This is a genomic window from Cronobacter universalis NCTC 9529 (genome assembly GCF_001277175.1).
GTDB classification, from domain to species: domain Bacteria; phylum Pseudomonadota; class Gammaproteobacteria; order Enterobacterales; family Enterobacteriaceae; genus Cronobacter; species Cronobacter universalis.
In genome coordinates, this window is sequence record NZ_CP012257.1 from 2,163,056 (window position 1) to 2,180,786 (window position 17,731).

Genomic DNA, 17,731 nt, shown 5'->3' on the forward strand with positions numbered 1-17,731 from the left:
TAGCAGGCTGTAAAGCGGGCGTTTTGTTGGGTTGTGGAGCGTAAGTTTAAGCAGAACCGTTATACTGTCCGTTTGCCGCGACCAAGCCGCGCTTTCACTGACGTATCAGAATCAACTTATGAAATTACTCTCCTGGCGCATTATTCTTCCTGTTATCGCCTGCGCCGCGATGGCGTACTGGTGGCTTACGCCGCATTTCAGCGATGAAGACAAGGCGTATTACGCCTCGGTTTTCTGCACGATCCAGACAGAAAAGCCCGATAACTGGGCCGCGAGCATGGAAAACGTAATTGAAGGCAGCAACAACGACTACGCGCTGCAACGCCAGCACTACTCCGCTGCGCTTGCCCAAAAAGTCATCAGCACCTGGCAGGGGCTGGATAACACGACGCGCGACGCGCTCGCGAGCGCGCCGCAAACCTGCGGCGAACAACTTGCTCGCCTGATGCGCTGATCATGCGCCAGCGGGCGGCTACACTCAGTGGAGGATATTTACTTCGCTGAGGTCGCCTTGCTGTCCGGACATAAATTTCTCGCCCTGAGCGGGTTTTCGCTCATAGCCGCCGCCTACGGGCTGGCGCGTTTCTCCTGGGGATTACAGTTACCTGACGTTATCCGGGATATTCCCATGTCGCCGACGCGGGTCGGCGCGCTTTCGGCGGCGTCGTTCGCGGCCTATGGCGTGGCGAGTGTGGCGTCGTCGTTTTGTACGGCGCGCACCGGGCCGCGGCTGCCTGCGCTGCTCGCCGGGCTCTTCGCGATTATCGGGTTGATTGTGCTTTCACAAGCGTCCGGGCCGCTCTGGCTCGCCGTGGGGGTCGTGTTTGCCGGGATGAGTTCCGGGCTGGTCTCGCCGCCGATGGCTGAAGCGGTGAACCGCGATGTGACACCGGCGCAGCGCCCTGGCGTCAACACAGTGATCAATGCCGGAACGGGCGGGGGCATCATTTTATCCGCCCTGGCCGTACTGCTGATGCCGGGCCACTGGCGTGAGATCTGGCTGCTCTTCGCCGCGCTCGCCGTCATCCCAACGCTCATGACGTGGCGCGCCATGCCCGCCGCGCCGGCGGGCGAGCGTGCGTCGCTTAAATCCCAGCTTGCAGCGCTCCGGCGGCCCGCGCTGCGCCCGCCGCTGATTATCGCGCTGCTCAGCGGCGTGGTGAGCGCGGCGTACTGGTCCTTCGGGCCGCTGATGTTTCAGTCGCAGGCGGGGATGGAAGGCCGCGACGTCACGCTGCTCTGGCTTGTCACCGGCGTGGCGGGATGCTTTGGCGTATTAACGGGCGTGCTGATTGGGCGCGTCGGGATCAATAACGCCCACCGTTTAATGCAGCTTCTTACGCTAGCCGCGTTCGGACTGCTGGCGCTGTCGGCCTCCTGTCCCTGGCTGTGCTGGGGCGTGGCGGCGCTCTATGGTTTTGCCTATATCACGCTCTCCGGCGTCCTGCTGGTCAGCGGTGTCGCGGCGACGGGGGAGTTTCCGGCGGCAGGCCTCGGCGCGGTGTTTCTGCTGCTCGCTATTGGTCAGATGGCGGGGTCCGCGCTTTTTGGCGTGCTGCTGGATACCTTAAGCGCCGTTCCCGCGCTCGGTATTTTCGGGGCGCTGGCCATACTCGCGCTCTGTTTACCGGCGGAACAAACGCCAGCGCGTCACCCGGATATATGCTCAAGAAAGCAGGCGGCACGCCGATAAACATCTTATAAAGCCGCGCCTTAATGGCGTGAGCGTAAGCGCAATACCTCGGGAGCTTACGCCTGGCTTGCGGTTCTGCCGGCGGAGCGCCGGAAGAGTATATCCAGGAATGTTTTAGTGCCGGTCGAACAAGCAGCGCACCGCTGTAATGGACGTCGAAAAAACGAAACCGGAGGTTGAAATGTATTCCTTCATAGCGCGTCAGCCTATCTTTGATGCGTCGCTGAACACGGTGGCTTACGAGTTACTCTACCGGGACGGGCTGACCAACGCCTTTCCGCCCGTCACCGCCGAGTTCGCCACCAGCCAGCTGCTTGCCGATCATTTTCTGGTGACGCCGTTACAGCGTTTGTCCGGGAAACATACGTCGTTTATCAATTTCCCGTATGAAATGATCGTCAACGGGCTGGCGCAATCGCTGCCGCGCCAGAATGTCGTGATAGAGATTCTTGAGAACAGCGTGCCGGATAACGCGCTGTTTACCACCGTGCGGGAGATGTATGAGCAGGGCTACTGCTTCGCGCTGGATGATTTTACGCTGGAGAGCGAGTGGAGCCGTTTTTTGCCCTACATCAGCGTCATTAAGTTCGATATTCAGTCCACAAGCCTTGAGCAGATCAAAGCGTTTCTGAAAGCGCATCCGAATCTGCGCTGCAAGCTGCTCGCCGAAAAAGTCGAACGGCGCGAAGAGCTTGACCAGTATCTGCAGCTCGGCTTTCACCTGTTCCAGGGCTATTTCTACAGCAAGCCGGAACTTATCAAGACCAAAAAGCTTCCTGAACAAAAAGTCTTTATCCTGGAGCTTATCCGTGAGGTCAACGCGGCGCGCCCGGATATGGCGAAGATCGAAAAGCTGATCAGCCGCGATGTGGCCATCACCTATAAGCTGATGCGCTACGTCAATAACATCAAATATCAGCATAACTTTCACGCTAACGCTGAATCGTTGCCGTTTCGCAGCATTTTCGCGTTTCTTGGGCTCTATGAGCTGAAAAGGTTCATCACGATCCTCGCCGTGACGCACATCAGCGATCCGTCGGTGAGCGAGCTTTATAACGTCAGCCTGGTGTACGGGCGCTTCTGTGAGCTGGCGGCGCACCGTATCGGCGGCGTAAGTGAGGACGACGCGTTTATCGCCGGGCTGTTCTCGCGTCTTGATGCGATTATGGATATCCCGATGGATACGCTGCTGGAGCAAATCTACGTCTCGAAGGAAGTTAAAAAAGCGCTGCTTAACCGCGAGGGCGTACCGGGGGCGCTGGTGCGGCTGTGCGAGGAGTTTGAGCGCGCCGACTGGCCGGAAGTGGTGAATGTGGCGCAGGAGCTGAACCTTAGCGAGCGGGATATCATCGATATGACCCATGAGGCGGTGAAATGGGGCGACACCATTATCTGATTTTTTCCGCGGGCGGCCCGGATGACGCCGCCTGCGCGCCATCAGGCTAAAACACGGTTTCGATTATTCCGTCATTCTCTCGCATCTTGACTACGCTTTTACAGGCACGCTGACGTGCGGCGCCTGGGCGCTGCCGTCGCTGGTTCTGGATGACTTCAGGAGACGGATATGCACCCCCACACGACCGCACGATCCCCGGCAGCAGCCGTGGCGCTTTATGAACTGCTCAATCCCATTCCTTTAGGCTTCTTCACGGCCGCCTGGATTTTCGACATCCTGTACATGAAAAGTTACGTGCAGATGTGGACCGATGCCGCCAGCTGGCTTATCGCCATCGGCCTCGTTATCGCCATTATTCCGCGCCTGATTAGCCTCGGGCAGATCTGGCCGGGCCGCCGCCATCTGCATGGCCCGGCGCAGCGGCTGCACTTCTGGCTGAATCTGCTGGCGATTGTGCTGGCCATTTTCAACGCCTTTATCCATAGCCGTGATGCCTATGCCGTGGTGCCTGCGGGCGTCATTCTCTCAACGCTGGTCGTGGCGCTGCTGCTGCTGGCGAATGTTCAACTCGCGTTACGCCAACGCGCTGCTTAAGGAGAAGCCCGCATGAACAATATTCATCGTCTCGCGCTGGCCGTCTCGCTGGGCGCTCTGCTTAGCGGCTGTGATAACAGCGCCACACTCGATCCGCAAAAACAGGTCGGGCCAAACCCGGAACTCCCGGAGGCGAAAAACTTCCTGCTGCCGCCGATGCAGGTGCCGGAAGGCGTCGCCTGGAAAGAGGGCGAAAAGCCGAAGGTGGCGCAGGGGCTGAAGATTGAGAAAATCGCCGACGGGCTGATGCATCCGCGCCAGGTCTATGTGCTGCCCAATAACGATATTCTGGTGGCGGAATCCAACGGCACGCCGAAACCGACCACGCGCCCGAAACAGCTCATCATGGGCGTGGTGCAAAAGGCGTCGGGCAAGGGCGGGCCGGGCGGCAACCGCATAACGCTTTTGCGTAACGTGAACGGCAAATGGGAAAAGCATAACTTTATTGAAAATCTCAATGCGCCTTTTGGCATTCAGCTCACGGGCAATACGCTGTGGGTGGCGAACGCCGACAGCCTGATGAAATTCCCGTATCAGGAAGGGCAAACGGAGATCCGCACGCCGGGCGAAGAGGTGACTGAACTGCCGGGCGGGCCGATCAACCATCACTGGACTAAAGCGCTGCTGGCGAGCCCGGATGGCAGCAAGCTCTACGTGGGCGTCGGCTCCAACAGCAACATCACGGAAAACGGCATCGGCGCGGAGTATCGCCGCGCGGCGGTGCTGGAAGTGGACGCCGCGACCGGCGCCAGCCGTATCTACGCGAGCGGCCTGCGCAACCCGACCGGCCTTCAGTGGGAGCCTGAGAGCGGCAAGCTATGGGCGATTGTTAACGAGCGCGACGAAATCGGCTCCGATCTGGTGCCCGATTATATGACGTCGGTACAGGAGAAGGGCTTCTACGGCTGGCCGTACAGCTATTTCGGCAATCACGTCGATAAACGCGCCGAGCCGCAGCGCCCGGATCTGGTGGCGAAAACTATTAAGCCTGACTACGCCCTCGGCTCGCACGTCGCGCCGCTTGGCCTGCATTTTTATACCGGCGATAACATGCCGCAGTATCGCGGCGGGGCGTTCGTGAGCGAGCACGGCAGCTGGAACCGCTCGCCGCTCAATGGCTATCAGGTGGTGTGGGTGAAATTTGCAAACGGCAAACCGGTCGGGATGCCGCAGCCGGTCGTCACCGGTTTCCTGACGGACGATCAGAAGCAGGTGCGCGGGCTGCCGGTCGGCGTGACGCAGGATAACTCCGGCGCGCTGCTGATTGCCGACGACGCCGGTAACGCCATCTGGCGCGTGAGCGCAGCGCAGTAAAACCAGGCCGCCGCGCGCGGCCTTTTTCACATCCGGAGAGGGCGTGAAAGCGCCTGCTATACTTTTATTTCATTCATCAGCAAGGAGTTAACGATGCCGGAATCCACCCAACGCGACGGGATGCCCTATTTTCTGTTTCTCTGCGACGGCCGCGTGCTGGCGCAAAACATTGACGGCCGGATTATCGATCTCGGCGAAGCCACGAAAGAGAACGGCACGTTCGGCTGGCGGCTTGACGGCAACGATGAGCATGGCGAAGGGCTGAAAAATGCCGACGCGGTACTTGATGATATCGCCGCACATCTGGAGTTTCTCTTTATCGACGGGCAATTTACCAGCCTGCCTGATGTCTCTGACGACTACGCAGGCAGGTTAGACGACACGCCCGCGAAAGAGATCGTACTCAATGAATTAAGCGATAAAGGCGGCGACGATAACCCGCCGGCGGCGTAAAACGCGTCCAGCGAGGCCACAGAAGTTCTGTGGCCCTCAGGCTTATCCGCGGTTACTGGCGAGATCCGGAGGCGTATTATGATTCAGCGTCACGACCGAGCTGATATTATCCGGCAGGCGGCGCGCCTCTAAATAAACGGTTTGCCAGTAAGGATTATCCAAAGAGGAGCGGGTGACGCCTTTACTGGTTGAGGCGTGAATAAATTCGCCGTCAGAGTCATAAAAACCAACATGCAGCGCGCCTTTAATACGGAAGAACACCAGATCGCCCGGTCGCAGTTTATTTTTATCCACGCCTTTGCCCATCTGAATTAATTCCCGCGTGGTAACGCGCGCCATTGGCAGATTAAATCTGTCGTGCAGCGTGCGCCAGACAAAACCGGAGCAGTCGATCCCGTCGCGCTCCGTGCCGCCCCAGTGATACGGCGTGTCCTGCCAGGTGTTCATCTGGTCGTGAAGGGCGGCGATAACGGGGATCAGATCCGGCCGTTGATGGCTTGCAGAGGTATCAGGGAGCGGGGCGATGGCTTTCGGTTTTGGGGCCTTGTGGGCGCATCCTGTCAGGTAAACACAGAACAAAAGGGCGAATAAAGGTTTGGCGCGGAAATCCATATCGACTCACTGACAAAGGATAATTTCGGTTAGGTGCCGGGATTTTTACTAAAAATGCGTCTCATCTCCAGCGCTTTCTTATCCTTTACAATTACTGACACTCAGAGGAAATATTATTCTGCCAGAGATGCATTTTGGCGCAGATATTAATGAACAGAAACAACTCAATGTGAGAGAAGGGCTTTACATCGAGCCATAAATATTATTTACGGCACCGTGCAATAACGTGGCGTAATTATCCCCCGAAAGAATTAACGCTTTTATTGATAGCCAATGGTGGGTGCGCTCCGCTTACCCACCCTACGGAAGTAACAAGCCCGTAGCACGGATAAGCGGGGGCACCCGCGGGTTTAGCCAGGTATGGATGATGAATAAAGCCCGTGGCGTGGATAAGCGGAGCGCACCCGCGGGAGGCAATTATTCGTGTAACGTTCCCGCATCGCTGTTGTCATTCTGCCGCAGCGTCTCCAGCAGGCGCGCTTTGCGCTGTTCGAGTTCGCTTATCTGTTCTTCGATATCTTTCAGGCGCTGATACTGAACGGCCTGCGTTTCCGGGCAGAATGACGCGCCTTCGACCAGCAACATGCAATCGGGAAAGCTGCGGATCTCGGCCACGCTAAAACCGGTCGCGATCAGCCGCTGGATCTGGCGCACCTGGGTGATGGCCTCTTTGTCGAAATAGCGGTAGCCGTTACAGGCGCGAACGGCCGCCAGTAAGCCGTTGTTATGATAATGCCGGATAGCGCGTGCGCTCACGCCCGTCGCTCTGGCGAGCTCGCCAATAGTCAGTTGCATCATTCTCCTCATCAGGCGCTTGACTCTGACATTAATGTCAAGGTTCAGGCTAGCCAGGAATCCACAGATGAGGAAGCGAAAATGCATGCACTGCTATCCCGTACTTTAATAATCCTGCTGTTCCTGATGACTGCCGCCGCGCATGGAGCAGAGCGGCGCTATACCGTCACCGCGCCGGATGGCGTCTCGATTGCCGTGCAGGAGAGCGGCAACCCGAACGGCCCGGCGATAATTTTCATTCACGGACTGCTGGGCAGCCACCTGAACTGGCGCCGGCAAATCGCCGACCCGCGGCTGCAACGTTTCCGGTTAATCACCTTCGATCTGCGCGGCCACGGGCTATCCGGGAAACCGGACACCGATGCGGCGTATCGGGAGGGCAGGCGATGGGGAGACGATCTGGCTGCGGTAATCAGCCAGAGCCGGGCTTCGCATCCGGTGCTGGTCGGCTGGTCGCTGGGCGGCGCGGTGATTTCGGCTTATCTTGCTGAACATGGCGACAGCCGGATCGGCGGCGCGTTATACGTGGGCGGCGTGGTGGAGTTAACGCCTGCGCTGATACCGGCGCATCCGGCTATTTATCGCGACATGACGGCGGCGGATTTACAAACGCATCTCGATGGCGAACGCGAATTTTTGCGGCTCTGTTTTTATCAGCAACCCGACCGCGACATTTTTGAGCGTCTGCTGACCAACGCGGCGCTGGCGTCCTGGACCATGCAGCGTAACGTGCCGCGGATACAGGTTCCCGCCGAAAAAGCGCTGGGCGCCGCGCGCGTGCCGTTGCTGTTTATCTATGGCAGGCACGACGCGCTGGTTAACCCGGACGCCTCGCTGAAAAGAGCGAAAGCGATCAATCCGCGCATACAGTCAGAATTGTATGCACGCGCAGGACATGCGCCATTTATGGAAGACGCCGCGCGGTTTAACGCGCAACTGGAAGAGTTTGCTGATAACGCCGTAGCGCGGGTAAGCAGAGCGCACCCGCGAAAGGCAATGTAAAAAACGGTGCGCTACGTGAAATCTGAGAAAAGTGGTGAGGCTCAGGCCAGTAGATTTCGCGTAGCGCGCCGGGAGAGACTGAGAGGTTTGGGTCTCAAGCGGGTGCAGACATGCAGGGCAGGCAACGGTGCCGTCAGGCGGCCAGGGTGAATAAGCATGGTTCTGATGCCAGATTCAATTTAACTATTCTGGGTTTACGGGTGCTACATAACTAAATCTATAATCAAAAAATTTTGCAATATCCTGTATTAAAATAACTTTATTCATGAAACAATCAAAATCACACAGTTATGAACTCAGTTTGAGTTCATAACTGTGTGAAAATCGGGCCATAATTTATACAAAATTGCGATTGTTTGTTCATGAGCCTGCTTTTCTGATTTCGTGATTAATATCACATTTTTATTTAGGCCCGCTTATCGCTCAAAGCGGCCATATCAAATGGATGCATGACAGGATTGGTTAGTAGCAGGAAGAGGACGTTTGGGCATCTGGCCCACATGAACAGCGCGTCTTTGTCCGGAGCATTTGCTGATGTTGGTGACGCCTTTGAAATGCAGCGTGAACCACAGCATGGCCTGCCATTGAATACCTGCTGATTTCTAAACAACTTTATGAGGTTCGATCTGGCGGAAGAGGGCAGAAGGACGTTAAGAAAAGTGACGACTCCACTTCCCAATAAAACGGCAACCAATAATGCTGCATATGTAATCGAAGGAATCTCCCTCGTTTCTTCGTGATAGTGCCAGCATCCACGCCAGCAATGTGTTGGCCATCATCATGGCTATCTTGCCAGGAAAAGCGATAAGTAATTCTCGTTTCTGGTGACATGAAATGTGTAAAAATCACTTTTGCCGAATGAGAGTTACCGCGAGTCTGCGCTGTGGTCCGTGACGCTCTGATTCATCCGCTCTGTAAGACAGTGACTATCCCTCCGATTCATCATAAACAAGGAAAGACCATGTTCGGATTCTTTAAAAAGAAAAAACCTGACGCTGCGCCCGGGCAGGGTTCCCGACTGACGGCGCAACAGTTTATCGCGCTGACGCTGAGTGATGAAAAGCTGTCAATGCCTGTGTATCTGCCGGGGATCCGCAGTGAGGCCGAATGCGACGAACTGGGTTTATGGCCACTCATCTACATCTGGAATGTGGATCGTGCCGCTGGCACGTTCAGCCTTTCTGTTAACGGTAAAGCCATCGCCCACCTCCTTGAGCCTTTCGTGCCCCGTGAAGACCAAGCGTATGTCGAAATTCGTGATGAAGCGATGAAGGTTATCGCTGAGGCTTCAACGCAGTCCGTGCTGGCAACCATAGAGAAAACGGGCCTCATGCCCGATGTTTTGTTCGCGTACCACGCTGAGGATGTACAGCAGGAGCAGGGCTAACCGTCAGGGAGTGCGTGAGATTACGCCAGGGATTTTATTAGTCAGTCCTGTCATCCTAATGCTAAATATTCGTCAAGAAATGCTTCAGGTTGCCGAAATATACGATAAGCGTTATTCAAGAACATAACTAAAAGGATGGATCCATATGAAGAAACTGCTGCTTCTTGTTCCGCTCGTGTTTGCTGCTCCGGTACTGGCTTCTGAAGTGACGGTGGGTCAGGTTTGCAAGGCTGTTTCTGCGGCAATGTTCGGTCGTGTGACCTGCCCCCAGGATTAGATACAACCTTCAGTTAGTAATGTCAGTTGGTTTTTCTTCAAATTTCCCGTTTCGCCAGCCCGCTGCAAATTCAGCCGGCGTGAGGTAATTCAGCGATGAATGTGGTCGACACTCGTTATAATCCTGCCGCCAGTCATTAATTATTTCCCGGGCATGTAGAATATCGCTGAACCAGTGCTCATTCAGGCATTCATCCCGAAAGCGGCCATTGAAACTCTCAATAAATCCGTTTTGCGTTGGCTTGCCCGGCTGGATTAAGCGCAACTCAACACCATGTTCAAAGGCCCATTGATCGAGCGCGCGGCAGGTGAACTCCGGGCCCTGATCGGTTCTTATCGTTGCAGGATAGCCACGAAACAGCGCAATGCTGTCCAGAATACGTGTCACCTGAACGCCTGTAATCCCGAATGCCGTGGTGATCGTCAGACACTCCTTCGTGAAATCATCCACGCAGGTCAGGCACTTCATCCTGCGGCCGCTGGCAAGTGCATCCATGACAAAATCCATCGACCATGTCAGGTTCGGCGCATCCGGGCGAAGAAGCGGAAGCCGCTCAGTCGCCAGTCCCTTGCGGCGTCGCCTGCGTTTTACACTCAGGCCGTTGAGATGATAGATGCGGTATACCCGCTTGTGGTTGACGTGAAGGCCCTCCCGACGCAGTAGCTGCCAGATGCGCCGGTAACCAAAGCGGCGGCGCTCAAGTGCCAGCTCTGTGATGCGTAGAGACAGCTGCGCGTCAGCAGCCGGACGCTGAGCCGGGTAACGGCAGGTCGACAGGGACAAACCTGCCAGCCTGCAGGCACGACGTTGCGACAGACTTGCGGCCTCACACATGACTTCCACGGCTTCCCGCTTCTGGTCTGTCGTCAGAACTTTCGGCCAAGAGCTACCTGAAGCGCCTCCTTATCCAGCATGGCTTCAGCGAGCAGCTTCTTGAGGCGGGCGTTCTCCTCTTCAAGCGACTTGAGCCGCTTCACTTCGGGAACTTCCATGCCACCAAACTTCTTGCGCCAGGTGTAAAAGGTAGCGTCTGAAATAGCATGCTTACGGCAGAGTTCCCGGGTTGAAACCCCGGCTTCGGCCTCGCGGAGAATACTGATGATCTGTTCGTCGGAAAAACGCTTCTTCATGGGGATGTCCTCATGTGGCTTATGAAGACATTACTAACATCGCGGTGTGTTAATCAACGGGGAGCAGGTCAACTCAGGTGCTGCTTCCCGAGCAGGTAAGTAAAGAAGCCATCAAGCTCCCTGATAAAACAGGAGATATTGTAGCCAGACCGATAGAAATCGTAGTCAAATGTTCGTTTGTGCTTCTTAAAGTAATAGACGTAAAAAAAACGCAGCGAACACAGAATGTTTTCTTGAGTCCCCAGATGTTTCTTGCTCAGTTCATTCATTCCATAAATTGTGGCGAACATGACCGGTAGGGTAGTCACATCATCAACTATGAGATGAGTTCTCTGGTTGTTCCTCGATAAATGTAAGATGGAATATGCCATGAACTTAGCGGATGCCCCGTAATTTTTGCGTTATGAAGCCATCGTAAGTCCACAACTAAACTTTGGCAACTGACTAAGAGAGGAACTCATGAACTTAAGAACAAACCCACCATATTTAACATAATATACATTATGCGTACCAAAGGAGGTTTCCGGTGATGTTCAGTAAGTTCGGGGCAAATTCCTCACGCCGATAAGATTTTGCGGGTGCGCATAAAGCCTGAAAAATCGGCATGCTATTGCGCTCCGCGGGTGCGCTCTGCTTACCCGCGCTACTGTCTGGCGCTGCCGCCTGATGTTGCTCAAGGCATAGCGCGTAATCGCTGATGTACGAAATCAATAAACGCTCTTGTTTTCGCCGGCAAAAAACGCCGGTTTGAATACACGGCGAATAATTGCAACGGCGCTGCCGCTTGTTCGAACTCAACCTCGATAAGCCGTCCATCGCTGATGTAAGGCTGGCAGGCATGTTTCGCCAGGATAGCAAAACCGACGCCGGCGACGGCCGCGCGTCCCGCCATCTCTCCGCTGTTGACGCGATAATGCCCTTTAACCTTTATCGTCTCGAATTCCCCTTTTGTATTCACAAACTGCCAGGGCGCCCCTTTCAGCGCGCTGACCGTTGTAATACAAGGCAGTTCTTCAAACTGCCGTATATGAGAAGGCGTGCCATAGCGCTGGACCAACGAGGGCGCGGCGACAATAGTGCAAGGAATGGTCATCAGATGACGGGCTATATAGTCACTGTCATCCATCTGTCCTCGGGTAATAATGATTGCTACATCAAGATCGTCTCGCAGGGATTCAAAACCTGACAAATTAGTGACGCAGCTGATTTCAAGATCAGGATTTTGGCAGGCGAAATCGGCGATAGCCGAACCCAGCAACGCAGGACCTGATTCACTGGGAATACAGATACGCAGCGGCCCCTTAAGCTGCATTTGCCGCAACGTTAATTCCGTCTCCGTTTGCTCAAGCGCCTCCAGTAATGGCTTCGCCCGGCTATAAAGCAGATGACCCGCCTGGGTCAGTTTCATATGTCGGGTGCTGCGTTCAATGAGCTGCAGACTCAGTTTTTCTTCTAACTGCGCAATACAGCGGCTGACATTGGAGGTCGGCATTTCAAGAAGTTTCGAAGCCCCGACAAAACTCTCTCTTTCTACCACCGCAACAAACACTTTCAGAGTTTTAAAATCCAGCACCGGATGCATTGACTATCCCACATATGATAATAATGATTGCCATTTCTACCATATAACAATCAGCATTGATAGCAGTTACACTCAGGTATCTTTCATCGCCGGGTCGCTTGCTATGCCACTGAATACACAAATCTTTAATCATAACTCCCTGATGCGAATAGCCCTTGTTGTGGCTTTTATCCAGTTTACAAATGCCCTGGAATATATGGCGTTAACGCCCGTTTTTGCCTTTATGGCTGACGGATTTGCGGTTCCTGTATCGTTTTCTGGTTATGTGTCGGGTATTTATACATTGGGGGCCGTTATTTCCGGAGTAGCGGCGTTTTATTGGGTCGAGAGATTTAATAAACAGCGATTTTTATTCCGCAATATGCTGCTGCTTGGAATGCTTACTTTTTTATGCACAGTGGCCACGGATTTTGACGCGCTGCTGGCAATACGATTTTGCGCAGGCCTGGTGGGAGGAACGACAATGGGAGTGGGTATGAGTATTTTGATAAATTATGCCCCTGCTCATTTACGCGGAAAAATGCTGGCAACGGTCATCGCCTCATTTTCGATCGTAAGTATCGTCGGCATGCCAGCGGTCATGTTTTTATGTACGTATTATGACTGGCGGGCGTCGTTGTGGTTAATCAGTGTGTTATGCCTGATTTGTTTGCCGCTGATCGTATTTATCCTTCCCCGTGACGCGGCCTCTTCGGGCGCAAAGGCCAGACTCTCTTTTGATATTCATACCTTGCTTTTCGCTTCCTGTACTGCACTGGCGCAGTTCAGCCCCATGCTTCTCATACCTGTTTTGACGCCATTGATGATTTATTATATGGGCGCGCAAGAACATCTCCTGCCCTTATTATTTTTAAGTGGGGGAATCGCAGGTTATGCCGCGACCAAAATAACAGGCGTCCTTACGTCGCATATATCTCCCCTGGCCCTGTCCATCTTTTCAACGCTATTATTGGTAGCAATTTTGCTCATGCCTGCGATGGGCTATCACAGCGTATTTCTCTTTATTACCCTGTTTCTGGGCGCCTCATACAGCCGACTGGTTTGCGCATCAGCGGTGGTGGTTGGCTATCCTGCGGATGCGCAACGGGCCAGTTTTTCTTCACTACAGACAGCAATCATGTATCTGGTAACCACGTTCGTGTTCTTTCTCTCTTCCTTATTACTTCCTGAACATGCAATAAACCCGCAAAACCTGAACAGGCTACTGGTGATAAGTGCTATAAGCGCCGCGGGATTTCCTGTCATGGTTGTCATACTTCAAAAGAAACTGGCTAAACGCGCCGTCAGTCATAGAGCCAGCGGCCAGCCCGGGCGGATTCAATAAGCATACCGATCGTGAAAAACGGCACCATGGGGATTTCGCGTTTGCGGAAAGGGTTGAGAAGGACGCTCAGCGGCGGGTCGGGCGGATAGTAAGTGGTGATGGAAAAATTGCCGCGCGCCACGCTAAATGTCGTAAAGAAATCCTCCATCAGCGCCAGCGCTTCGTCATCGTCCAGTTGCAGGTCAAAATCGAGATCCGTCTGTTCGGTCAGTTCAGGTCTGCCGAACAGATAAAAGCCGTAATGCTTGCGCACATGCGCGTAAACCCGCGCTTCCAGACTGTCGTTTGTCATTGGCTCCCCCGCGCTTATCGCTGCGCCAGCGCCTGCTGTTCAACGCGTGCGATAAAATCGTTCTTCAGCTGGCTGTAGAGGTCTGACTGAAAACCGCTGTCGCGCGCGGCGGCGAATTTTATCTGCGCGTATTCCCGCGCGGCGTCGTCATGGCGGCGCAGATAATCGCGAAACGCCAGGTGACGCGTCACCTGCTCGCTTGCGGCGACGAACGCATGGAGATGATGCGTGCGCACGGCCTCGCCTTTAATAAAGTAACGCCTGCCCGGAATGCCATACTCGCCGCGCGGCGTGTAGCCCAGCGCCTGCATGGCGCTGTTAAGGGCATCGAGCGCTTTCAGACTCGAAACTTCAACCAGCATGTCGATAACCGGCTTGGCTGTAAGCCCCGGCACCGACGTGCTGCCAATATGATGAACGGCCAGCGCAACGTCGCCGAGCGCTTCGCGCACCCTTTTCTCTTCCGCTACAAATTGCGCGGTCCAGGCCGGGTTGTAAGGTTCCAGCGCGATCTGTCGTGCGGCCATTATATTCTCCTTAATACGTTCAGCCTAGCTGAACCGTTTCTGTCGCGATCTGCGCCCCCGGTATCATCGCAGTTAAACCGTCAACCAGTTCGCGGGCGGCGGCCTCTGCGGCCTCCACCGGCATTTCGGGCAAGCACTCCAGAATAAACCACATTGTCTGCGCCTGCGAATCCAGCCGTGTACGCACGCCCTGGCGCCAGTTCCAGCGGCGGCAGGTGACGCCCACGTCGTCGCGCCAGACAGGCTCGCCGGGCTCCGGGGATTCATTTACCGGTTCGCCGTCTTTAAAGGTATCGAAGGCTTCGCTGCCGTCGGCGATAACCAGACGCGGCTCGCCCTGGTACGCCGCGCGGTTCTCGCCGCCGATCGGCACGGCGTATTTAATACTCACGGCGTTATAGAGATCGACCACCGGATCGAGCGACGCCATCGTGCCGTCGCGCGCGACCCGTTTGCGCAGCGCCTGCGCGGAGCACGGCGTGCGTTTTGGCTTCGCGCCAAACGCCTGGAAAACGGCGTCCCAGGCGGCAAGATGCGCCTGCGCCCACGGAAAATCGTTCTCGTGTACGTGGCGGCAGGCTGCTTCCAGCGCCCTTCTTCCCACGGTTTCGTCGGCCAGCGGCGCGGCGATCACATTGATGCTGATGGCGCGGAAGCCCGGCGCCAGCTGGGTAATTTCAGGGGTAATTGACGGTGTTAAGGGTTTCATCGGATAATCCTGTAATGACTATTTTATTTCATGGTAATGACCAGTGACGCATAAAGTCAATATATTGACTGAACCAGGCGCCGATGCTGACTCCCTCAGCGTCGCGCTGGCGCAGCGGCTGAAAAGCTGGCGTAAAGAACATAACGTGACGCTGGATGCGCTGTCGCGGCGCGCGAGCGTCAGTAAAGGCATGCTGGTCGAGCTTGAAAAGGCCGCCGCCAACCCGAGTATCGCCATCCTGTGTAAGATAGCCGGCGCGCTGGGAATATCGGTCGCGGATCTGCTGGATGTGGCGAGCCAGCCTGCGGCTCGCCTGATTGAAGCCTCGCAGATCCCGGTGTTGTGGACGGGAGAGTCTGGCGGTTCGGCACGGCTGCTTGCGGGAACCAGCGGGCCGAATATGGTGGAGCTGTGGCGCTGGGAGATGCGGCCGGGCGATCGTTTTACCTCGCCAGGGCATCCTCAGGGGACGTCTGAACTCTTGCACGTTGAGCAAGGCATCCTGACGCTGTCGGTTAATGATGAACGGCTCCAGGTGAAGGCGGGCGCTTCCGCCGTCGCCCGTACCGACGCGCCACACGGTTACGCCAACGAACAACAAGAGACGTTAATCTTTACCATGACGGTGTACGAGCCCCATTAAGGGTTTCTCTTAGGTGACAACGTCACCTGTAAACCGCTTACGGAGGGTCAGGGAGTTGATCTGGCCCGCCCGGTAATCCACTTCATCGACACAGGCGTAAATCAGCATCAGCCCTCGCCCGCCTTCGCTCATCAGCGCCGCGTCGTCATCCTGGGCACGGTCGCGAGCGGCGTCGAGCCGGTCATCAGGGATCGCGTTGCCGTCATCGGCAAGTTTCACCCATGCGCTGGCGTCGTCGCGGTGAAACTCAACGGTAAAATGGCGTGCCGGCGTTTCTTCCAGCGCATGACGGATAACGTTCGCCGCCGCCTCGCACACCGCTAAATCAAACGCGAAACGCCAGCCGTCATCCACCGGCAGCGGCGCCATAAACTGCGCCAGCGCGTCGGCGAGCGGGCCGAGCGCATCGAGGCGCGCGGGAAGCGTCAGGACGGCGCTCATCGGCTCATCCTTTTTGCAACCGGGCAAGCGCGGCGGCGCGGTCCGGGCAGAGGATAAACACCCTGTCCATGCGGGTCAGTTTAAACATATTCATGATGTTGCCGTTCAGCGAACAGAGCGCCATCTCCCCCTTGCCGTTCATCTGCTTAAACAGCGCAATCAGCGTGCCGAGGCAGCTGCTGTCGATAAAATCCACGCGCGAAAAATCGATTATCAGCCCGCCCGTGGTGCGGGCTATCTCTTCACTTACGCCCTGGCGAAAGGCGGCGGCGACCGAGGCGTCCAGCCGTCTTGCCACCGGCGTTATCACGCTCACGCCATTAAGATGTTCAGTTTCAAGATTCATCGCGCACTCCCTCGTGGCTTCGTTCAATAATTAACAGTGAGACATCATCGGCCATCGTGACCTGATCGCCCTGCTTTCTGGCGCGCCAGTCGACCAGCTTCTCATGCAGCGCCGGGAAAATGGCGTCCAGCGGGCTGGAAACGTGACGTTGTAACCACTGCTCCAGCCGCTCGTGACCAAACTGCTCCTGCTGCGGATTTTCACACTCCGTAATGCCGTCGCTGTAGAGGCACAAGCGGTCGCCAGGGCGCAGCGTAAACGCGGCGTCTTCCCAGCTCAGACTTTCCAGTAAACCCACCGGCGCCCCGCCGCTGCCGATACGGGTGATGGAGCCGTCCGGGTGCGTGATAAACGGCGTCGGGTGGCCCGCCTGGCACAGCTTGCCCTCGCCGGTTTCGGTGTCGATAACGCCGTAGATCATCGTGAAGTAGCTGACGATGTCGGTGTCGTCATGGCAGAAACGTTCGTTCAGAATGCGGATAACCTCCTGCGGCGCGGTCACGCCATCACCATCGAACAGAAACCGCTCCACCGTGCGCCCGTGCAGGAACTGGCGCGCCACGGCGAGCGACATCATCGCCGCGCCCACGCCGTGTCCCGCCACATCCACGCAGTAAAAGCCGAGATGTCTGTCGAGCGGGAAAAGATTAAAAATATCGCCAGAGACATACGCCGACGGCACAAACAGCCAGTCGGCGAAGAACCTGTCGTACTGCATGCGCCGCGCCGGCAGCACCGAGCGCTGCAACTGCGCCGCGGCCTGGAGATCGCTTTCGATTTGCGTCAGCGCCTCGCGCAGCCGCGCGTTACGCGCCGCGAGCGTCGCTTCCAGCTCCAGAATACGCTCGCCCGCGTGCAGCCTGGCGCGCAGCTCGCTCTGGTTGACCGGCTTGCTGAGAAAATCGTCCGCGCCCGCCTGGAAGCCGAGCGCCAGATCGTCCACGCTCTCGCGCGCCGTGAGCAATATCAGGTAGATATAGTGCTCCTGAAAACGCGCGCGGATCTCCTGGCAGAGCGTCAGGCCGTCCATTACCGGCATCTCCCAGTCGCTCAGCACCATGTTCACCCGCTGCGTCGCCAGCACCTCCAGCGCCGCAACGCCGTTAACGGCTTCCAGCACCTCATAGCCCCATTTTCCCAGCATGCTGCCGAGCAGCCGTCGGTACACGGTGGAGTCATCAACAATCAAAACCCGTTGTCTGTCCGGCATCAAA

The 17,731-nt window shown here is 56.0% G+C and carries 20 protein-coding genes and 1 pseudogene; 11 read left to right on the plus strand and 10 right to left on the minus strand.

Annotated features, from left to right (window positions below; all coding sequences use genetic code 11):
• Positions 1-118 precede the first annotated feature (118 nt).
• From AFK65_RS09985 to AFK65_RS10010, 6 genes are all read left to right on the plus strand, one after another.
• Positions 119-454, plus strand: a complete 336-nt coding sequence (locus AFK65_RS09985; protein WP_038857198.1) for a hypothetical protein — start codon at positions 119-121, stop codon at positions 452-454.
• Between the two features lie 27 nt (positions 455-481).
• Entirely contained in the window at positions 482-1,693 is a 1,212-nt protein-coding gene (locus AFK65_RS09990) for an MFS transporter (RefSeq protein ID WP_038857196.1), read from the plus strand.
• Positions 1,694-1,874: 181 nt separating this feature from the next.
• Positions 1,875-3,089: an EAL and HDOD domain-containing protein gene (locus AFK65_RS09995; protein ID WP_007697884.1), complete on the plus strand. Its 1,215-nt coding sequence runs from the start codon at positions 1,875-1,877 to the stop codon at positions 3,087-3,089.
• 168 nt (positions 3,090-3,257) lie between these two features.
• A complete protein-coding gene (locus tag AFK65_RS10000; protein WP_032804630.1) occupies positions 3,258-3,683 on the plus strand; it encodes a DUF2231 domain-containing protein in 426 nt (141 codons plus the stop codon).
• A 12-nt stretch (positions 3,684-3,695) separates the two neighbouring features.
• Entirely contained in the window at positions 3,696-4,997 is a 1,302-nt protein-coding gene (locus tag AFK65_RS10005) for a PQQ-dependent sugar dehydrogenase (RefSeq protein WP_038857193.1), read from the plus strand.
• A 93-nt stretch (positions 4,998-5,090) separates the two neighbouring features.
• Positions 5,091-5,450: a hypothetical protein gene (locus AFK65_RS10010; protein WP_032805410.1), complete on the plus strand. Its 360-nt coding sequence runs from the start codon at positions 5,091-5,093 to the stop codon at positions 5,448-5,450.
• Between the two features lie 42 nt (positions 5,451-5,492).
• Here AFK65_RS10010 and AFK65_RS10015 read toward each other — a convergent pair whose 3' ends face one another.
• The gene (locus AFK65_RS10015; RefSeq protein ID WP_007697894.1) at positions 5,493-6,062 is read right to left on the minus strand and encodes a C40 family peptidase; all 570 of its coding nucleotides are present in this window, start codon (positions 6,060-6,062) and stop codon (positions 5,493-5,495) included.
• A gap of 417 nt (positions 6,063-6,479) precedes the next feature.
• The gene (locus tag AFK65_RS10020) at positions 6,480-6,857 is read right to left on the minus strand and encodes a MerR family transcriptional regulator (RefSeq protein ID WP_038857190.1); all 378 of its coding nucleotides are present in this window, start codon (positions 6,855-6,857) and stop codon (positions 6,480-6,482) included.
• A gap of 81 nt (positions 6,858-6,938) precedes the next feature.
• Here AFK65_RS10020 and AFK65_RS10025 point away from each other — a divergent pair, with 81 nt between their 5' ends.
• The 3 genes and pseudogenes from AFK65_RS10025 to AFK65_RS22230 all read left to right on the plus strand — a co-directional run.
• The gene (locus AFK65_RS10025) at positions 6,939-7,859 is read left to right on the plus strand and encodes an alpha/beta fold hydrolase (protein ID WP_007697899.1); all 921 of its coding nucleotides are present in this window, start codon (positions 6,939-6,941) and stop codon (positions 7,857-7,859) included.
• A gap of 961 nt (positions 7,860-8,820) precedes the next feature.
• Positions 8,821-9,246, plus strand: coding sequence for a hypothetical protein (locus tag AFK65_RS10030; RefSeq protein WP_007697902.1), 426 nt, complete (start codon positions 8,821-8,823; stop codon positions 9,244-9,246).
• Between the two features lie 145 nt (positions 9,247-9,391).
• Positions 9,392-9,502, plus strand: a pseudogene (locus AFK65_RS22230) (hypothetical protein); the annotation flags it as partial.
• Positions 9,503-9,532: 30 nt separating this feature from the next.
• Here AFK65_RS22230 and AFK65_RS10035 read toward each other — a convergent pair.
• Positions 9,533-10,653 (minus strand): IS3 family transposase gene (locus tag AFK65_RS10035; RefSeq protein ID WP_115185099.1). Its coding sequence is split into 2 segments (ribosomal slippage): positions 9,533-10,395 and positions 10,395-10,653, totalling 1,122 coding nucleotides; the frame shifts between segments, so codons are not numbered across the junction.
• A gap of 673 nt (positions 10,654-11,326) precedes the next feature.
• Positions 11,327-12,235, minus strand: a complete 909-nt coding sequence (locus AFK65_RS10050) for a LysR family transcriptional regulator (protein WP_038857147.1) — start codon at positions 12,233-12,235, stop codon at positions 11,327-11,329.
• Positions 12,236-12,338: 103 nt separating this feature from the next.
• On the opposite strand from AFK65_RS10050, the gene AFK65_RS10055 reads away from it, so the two are divergent.
• A complete protein-coding gene (locus tag AFK65_RS10055) occupies positions 12,339-13,559 on the plus strand; it encodes an MFS transporter (RefSeq protein ID WP_032804633.1) in 1,221 nt (406 codons plus the stop codon).
• Here the strand turns inward: AFK65_RS10055 and AFK65_RS10060 are convergent.
• From AFK65_RS10060 to AFK65_RS10070, 3 genes are read right to left on the minus strand one after another with little or no spacing between them, the layout of a single operon-like run.
• Positions 13,519-13,851 (minus strand): DUF1493 family protein, encoded by a 333-nt coding sequence (locus tag AFK65_RS10060; protein ID WP_007697919.1) that lies wholly within the window; start codon positions 13,849-13,851, stop codon positions 13,519-13,521. The genes AFK65_RS10055 and AFK65_RS10060 overlap by 41 nt on opposite strands.
• 14 nt (positions 13,852-13,865) lie before the next feature.
• On the minus strand, positions 13,866-14,378 hold the full coding sequence (locus AFK65_RS10065) for a GrpB family protein (protein ID WP_038857145.1): 513 nt from the start codon (positions 14,376-14,378) through the stop codon (positions 13,866-13,868).
• A 19-nt stretch (positions 14,379-14,397) separates the two neighbouring features.
• Positions 14,398-15,087 (minus strand): B3/B4 domain-containing protein, encoded by a 690-nt coding sequence (locus tag AFK65_RS10070; protein WP_038857143.1) that lies wholly within the window; start codon positions 15,085-15,087, stop codon positions 14,398-14,400.
• 43 nt (positions 15,088-15,130) lie between these two features.
• On the opposite strand from AFK65_RS10070, the gene AFK65_RS10075 reads away from it, so the two are divergent.
• On the plus strand, positions 15,131-15,730 hold the full coding sequence (locus AFK65_RS10075; RefSeq protein WP_007697929.1) for a helix-turn-helix domain-containing protein: 600 nt from the start codon (positions 15,131-15,133) through the stop codon (positions 15,728-15,730).
• Between the two features lie 9 nt (positions 15,731-15,739).
• Here the strand turns inward: AFK65_RS10075 and AFK65_RS10080 are convergent, their stop codons facing one another.
• Genes AFK65_RS10080 through AFK65_RS10090 form a run of 3 tightly spaced genes read right to left on the minus strand, consistent with a single transcriptional unit; the run spans position 15,740 to position 17,727 of the window.
• Positions 15,740-16,171, minus strand: a complete 432-nt coding sequence (locus AFK65_RS10080; protein ID WP_007697931.1) for an ATP-binding protein — start codon at positions 16,169-16,171, stop codon at positions 15,740-15,742.
• 4 nt (positions 16,172-16,175) lie between these two features.
• A complete protein-coding gene (locus AFK65_RS10085; RefSeq protein ID WP_007697934.1) occupies positions 16,176-16,517 on the minus strand; it encodes an STAS domain-containing protein in 342 nt (113 codons plus the stop codon).
• Entirely contained in the window at positions 16,507-17,727 is a 1,221-nt protein-coding gene (locus AFK65_RS10090; RefSeq protein ID WP_038857141.1) for a PP2C family protein-serine/threonine phosphatase, read from the minus strand. Before AFK65_RS10090 ends, AFK65_RS10085 begins: the two co-directional genes overlap by 11 nt.
• Between the last annotated feature and the right edge of the window lie 4 nt (positions 17,728-17,731).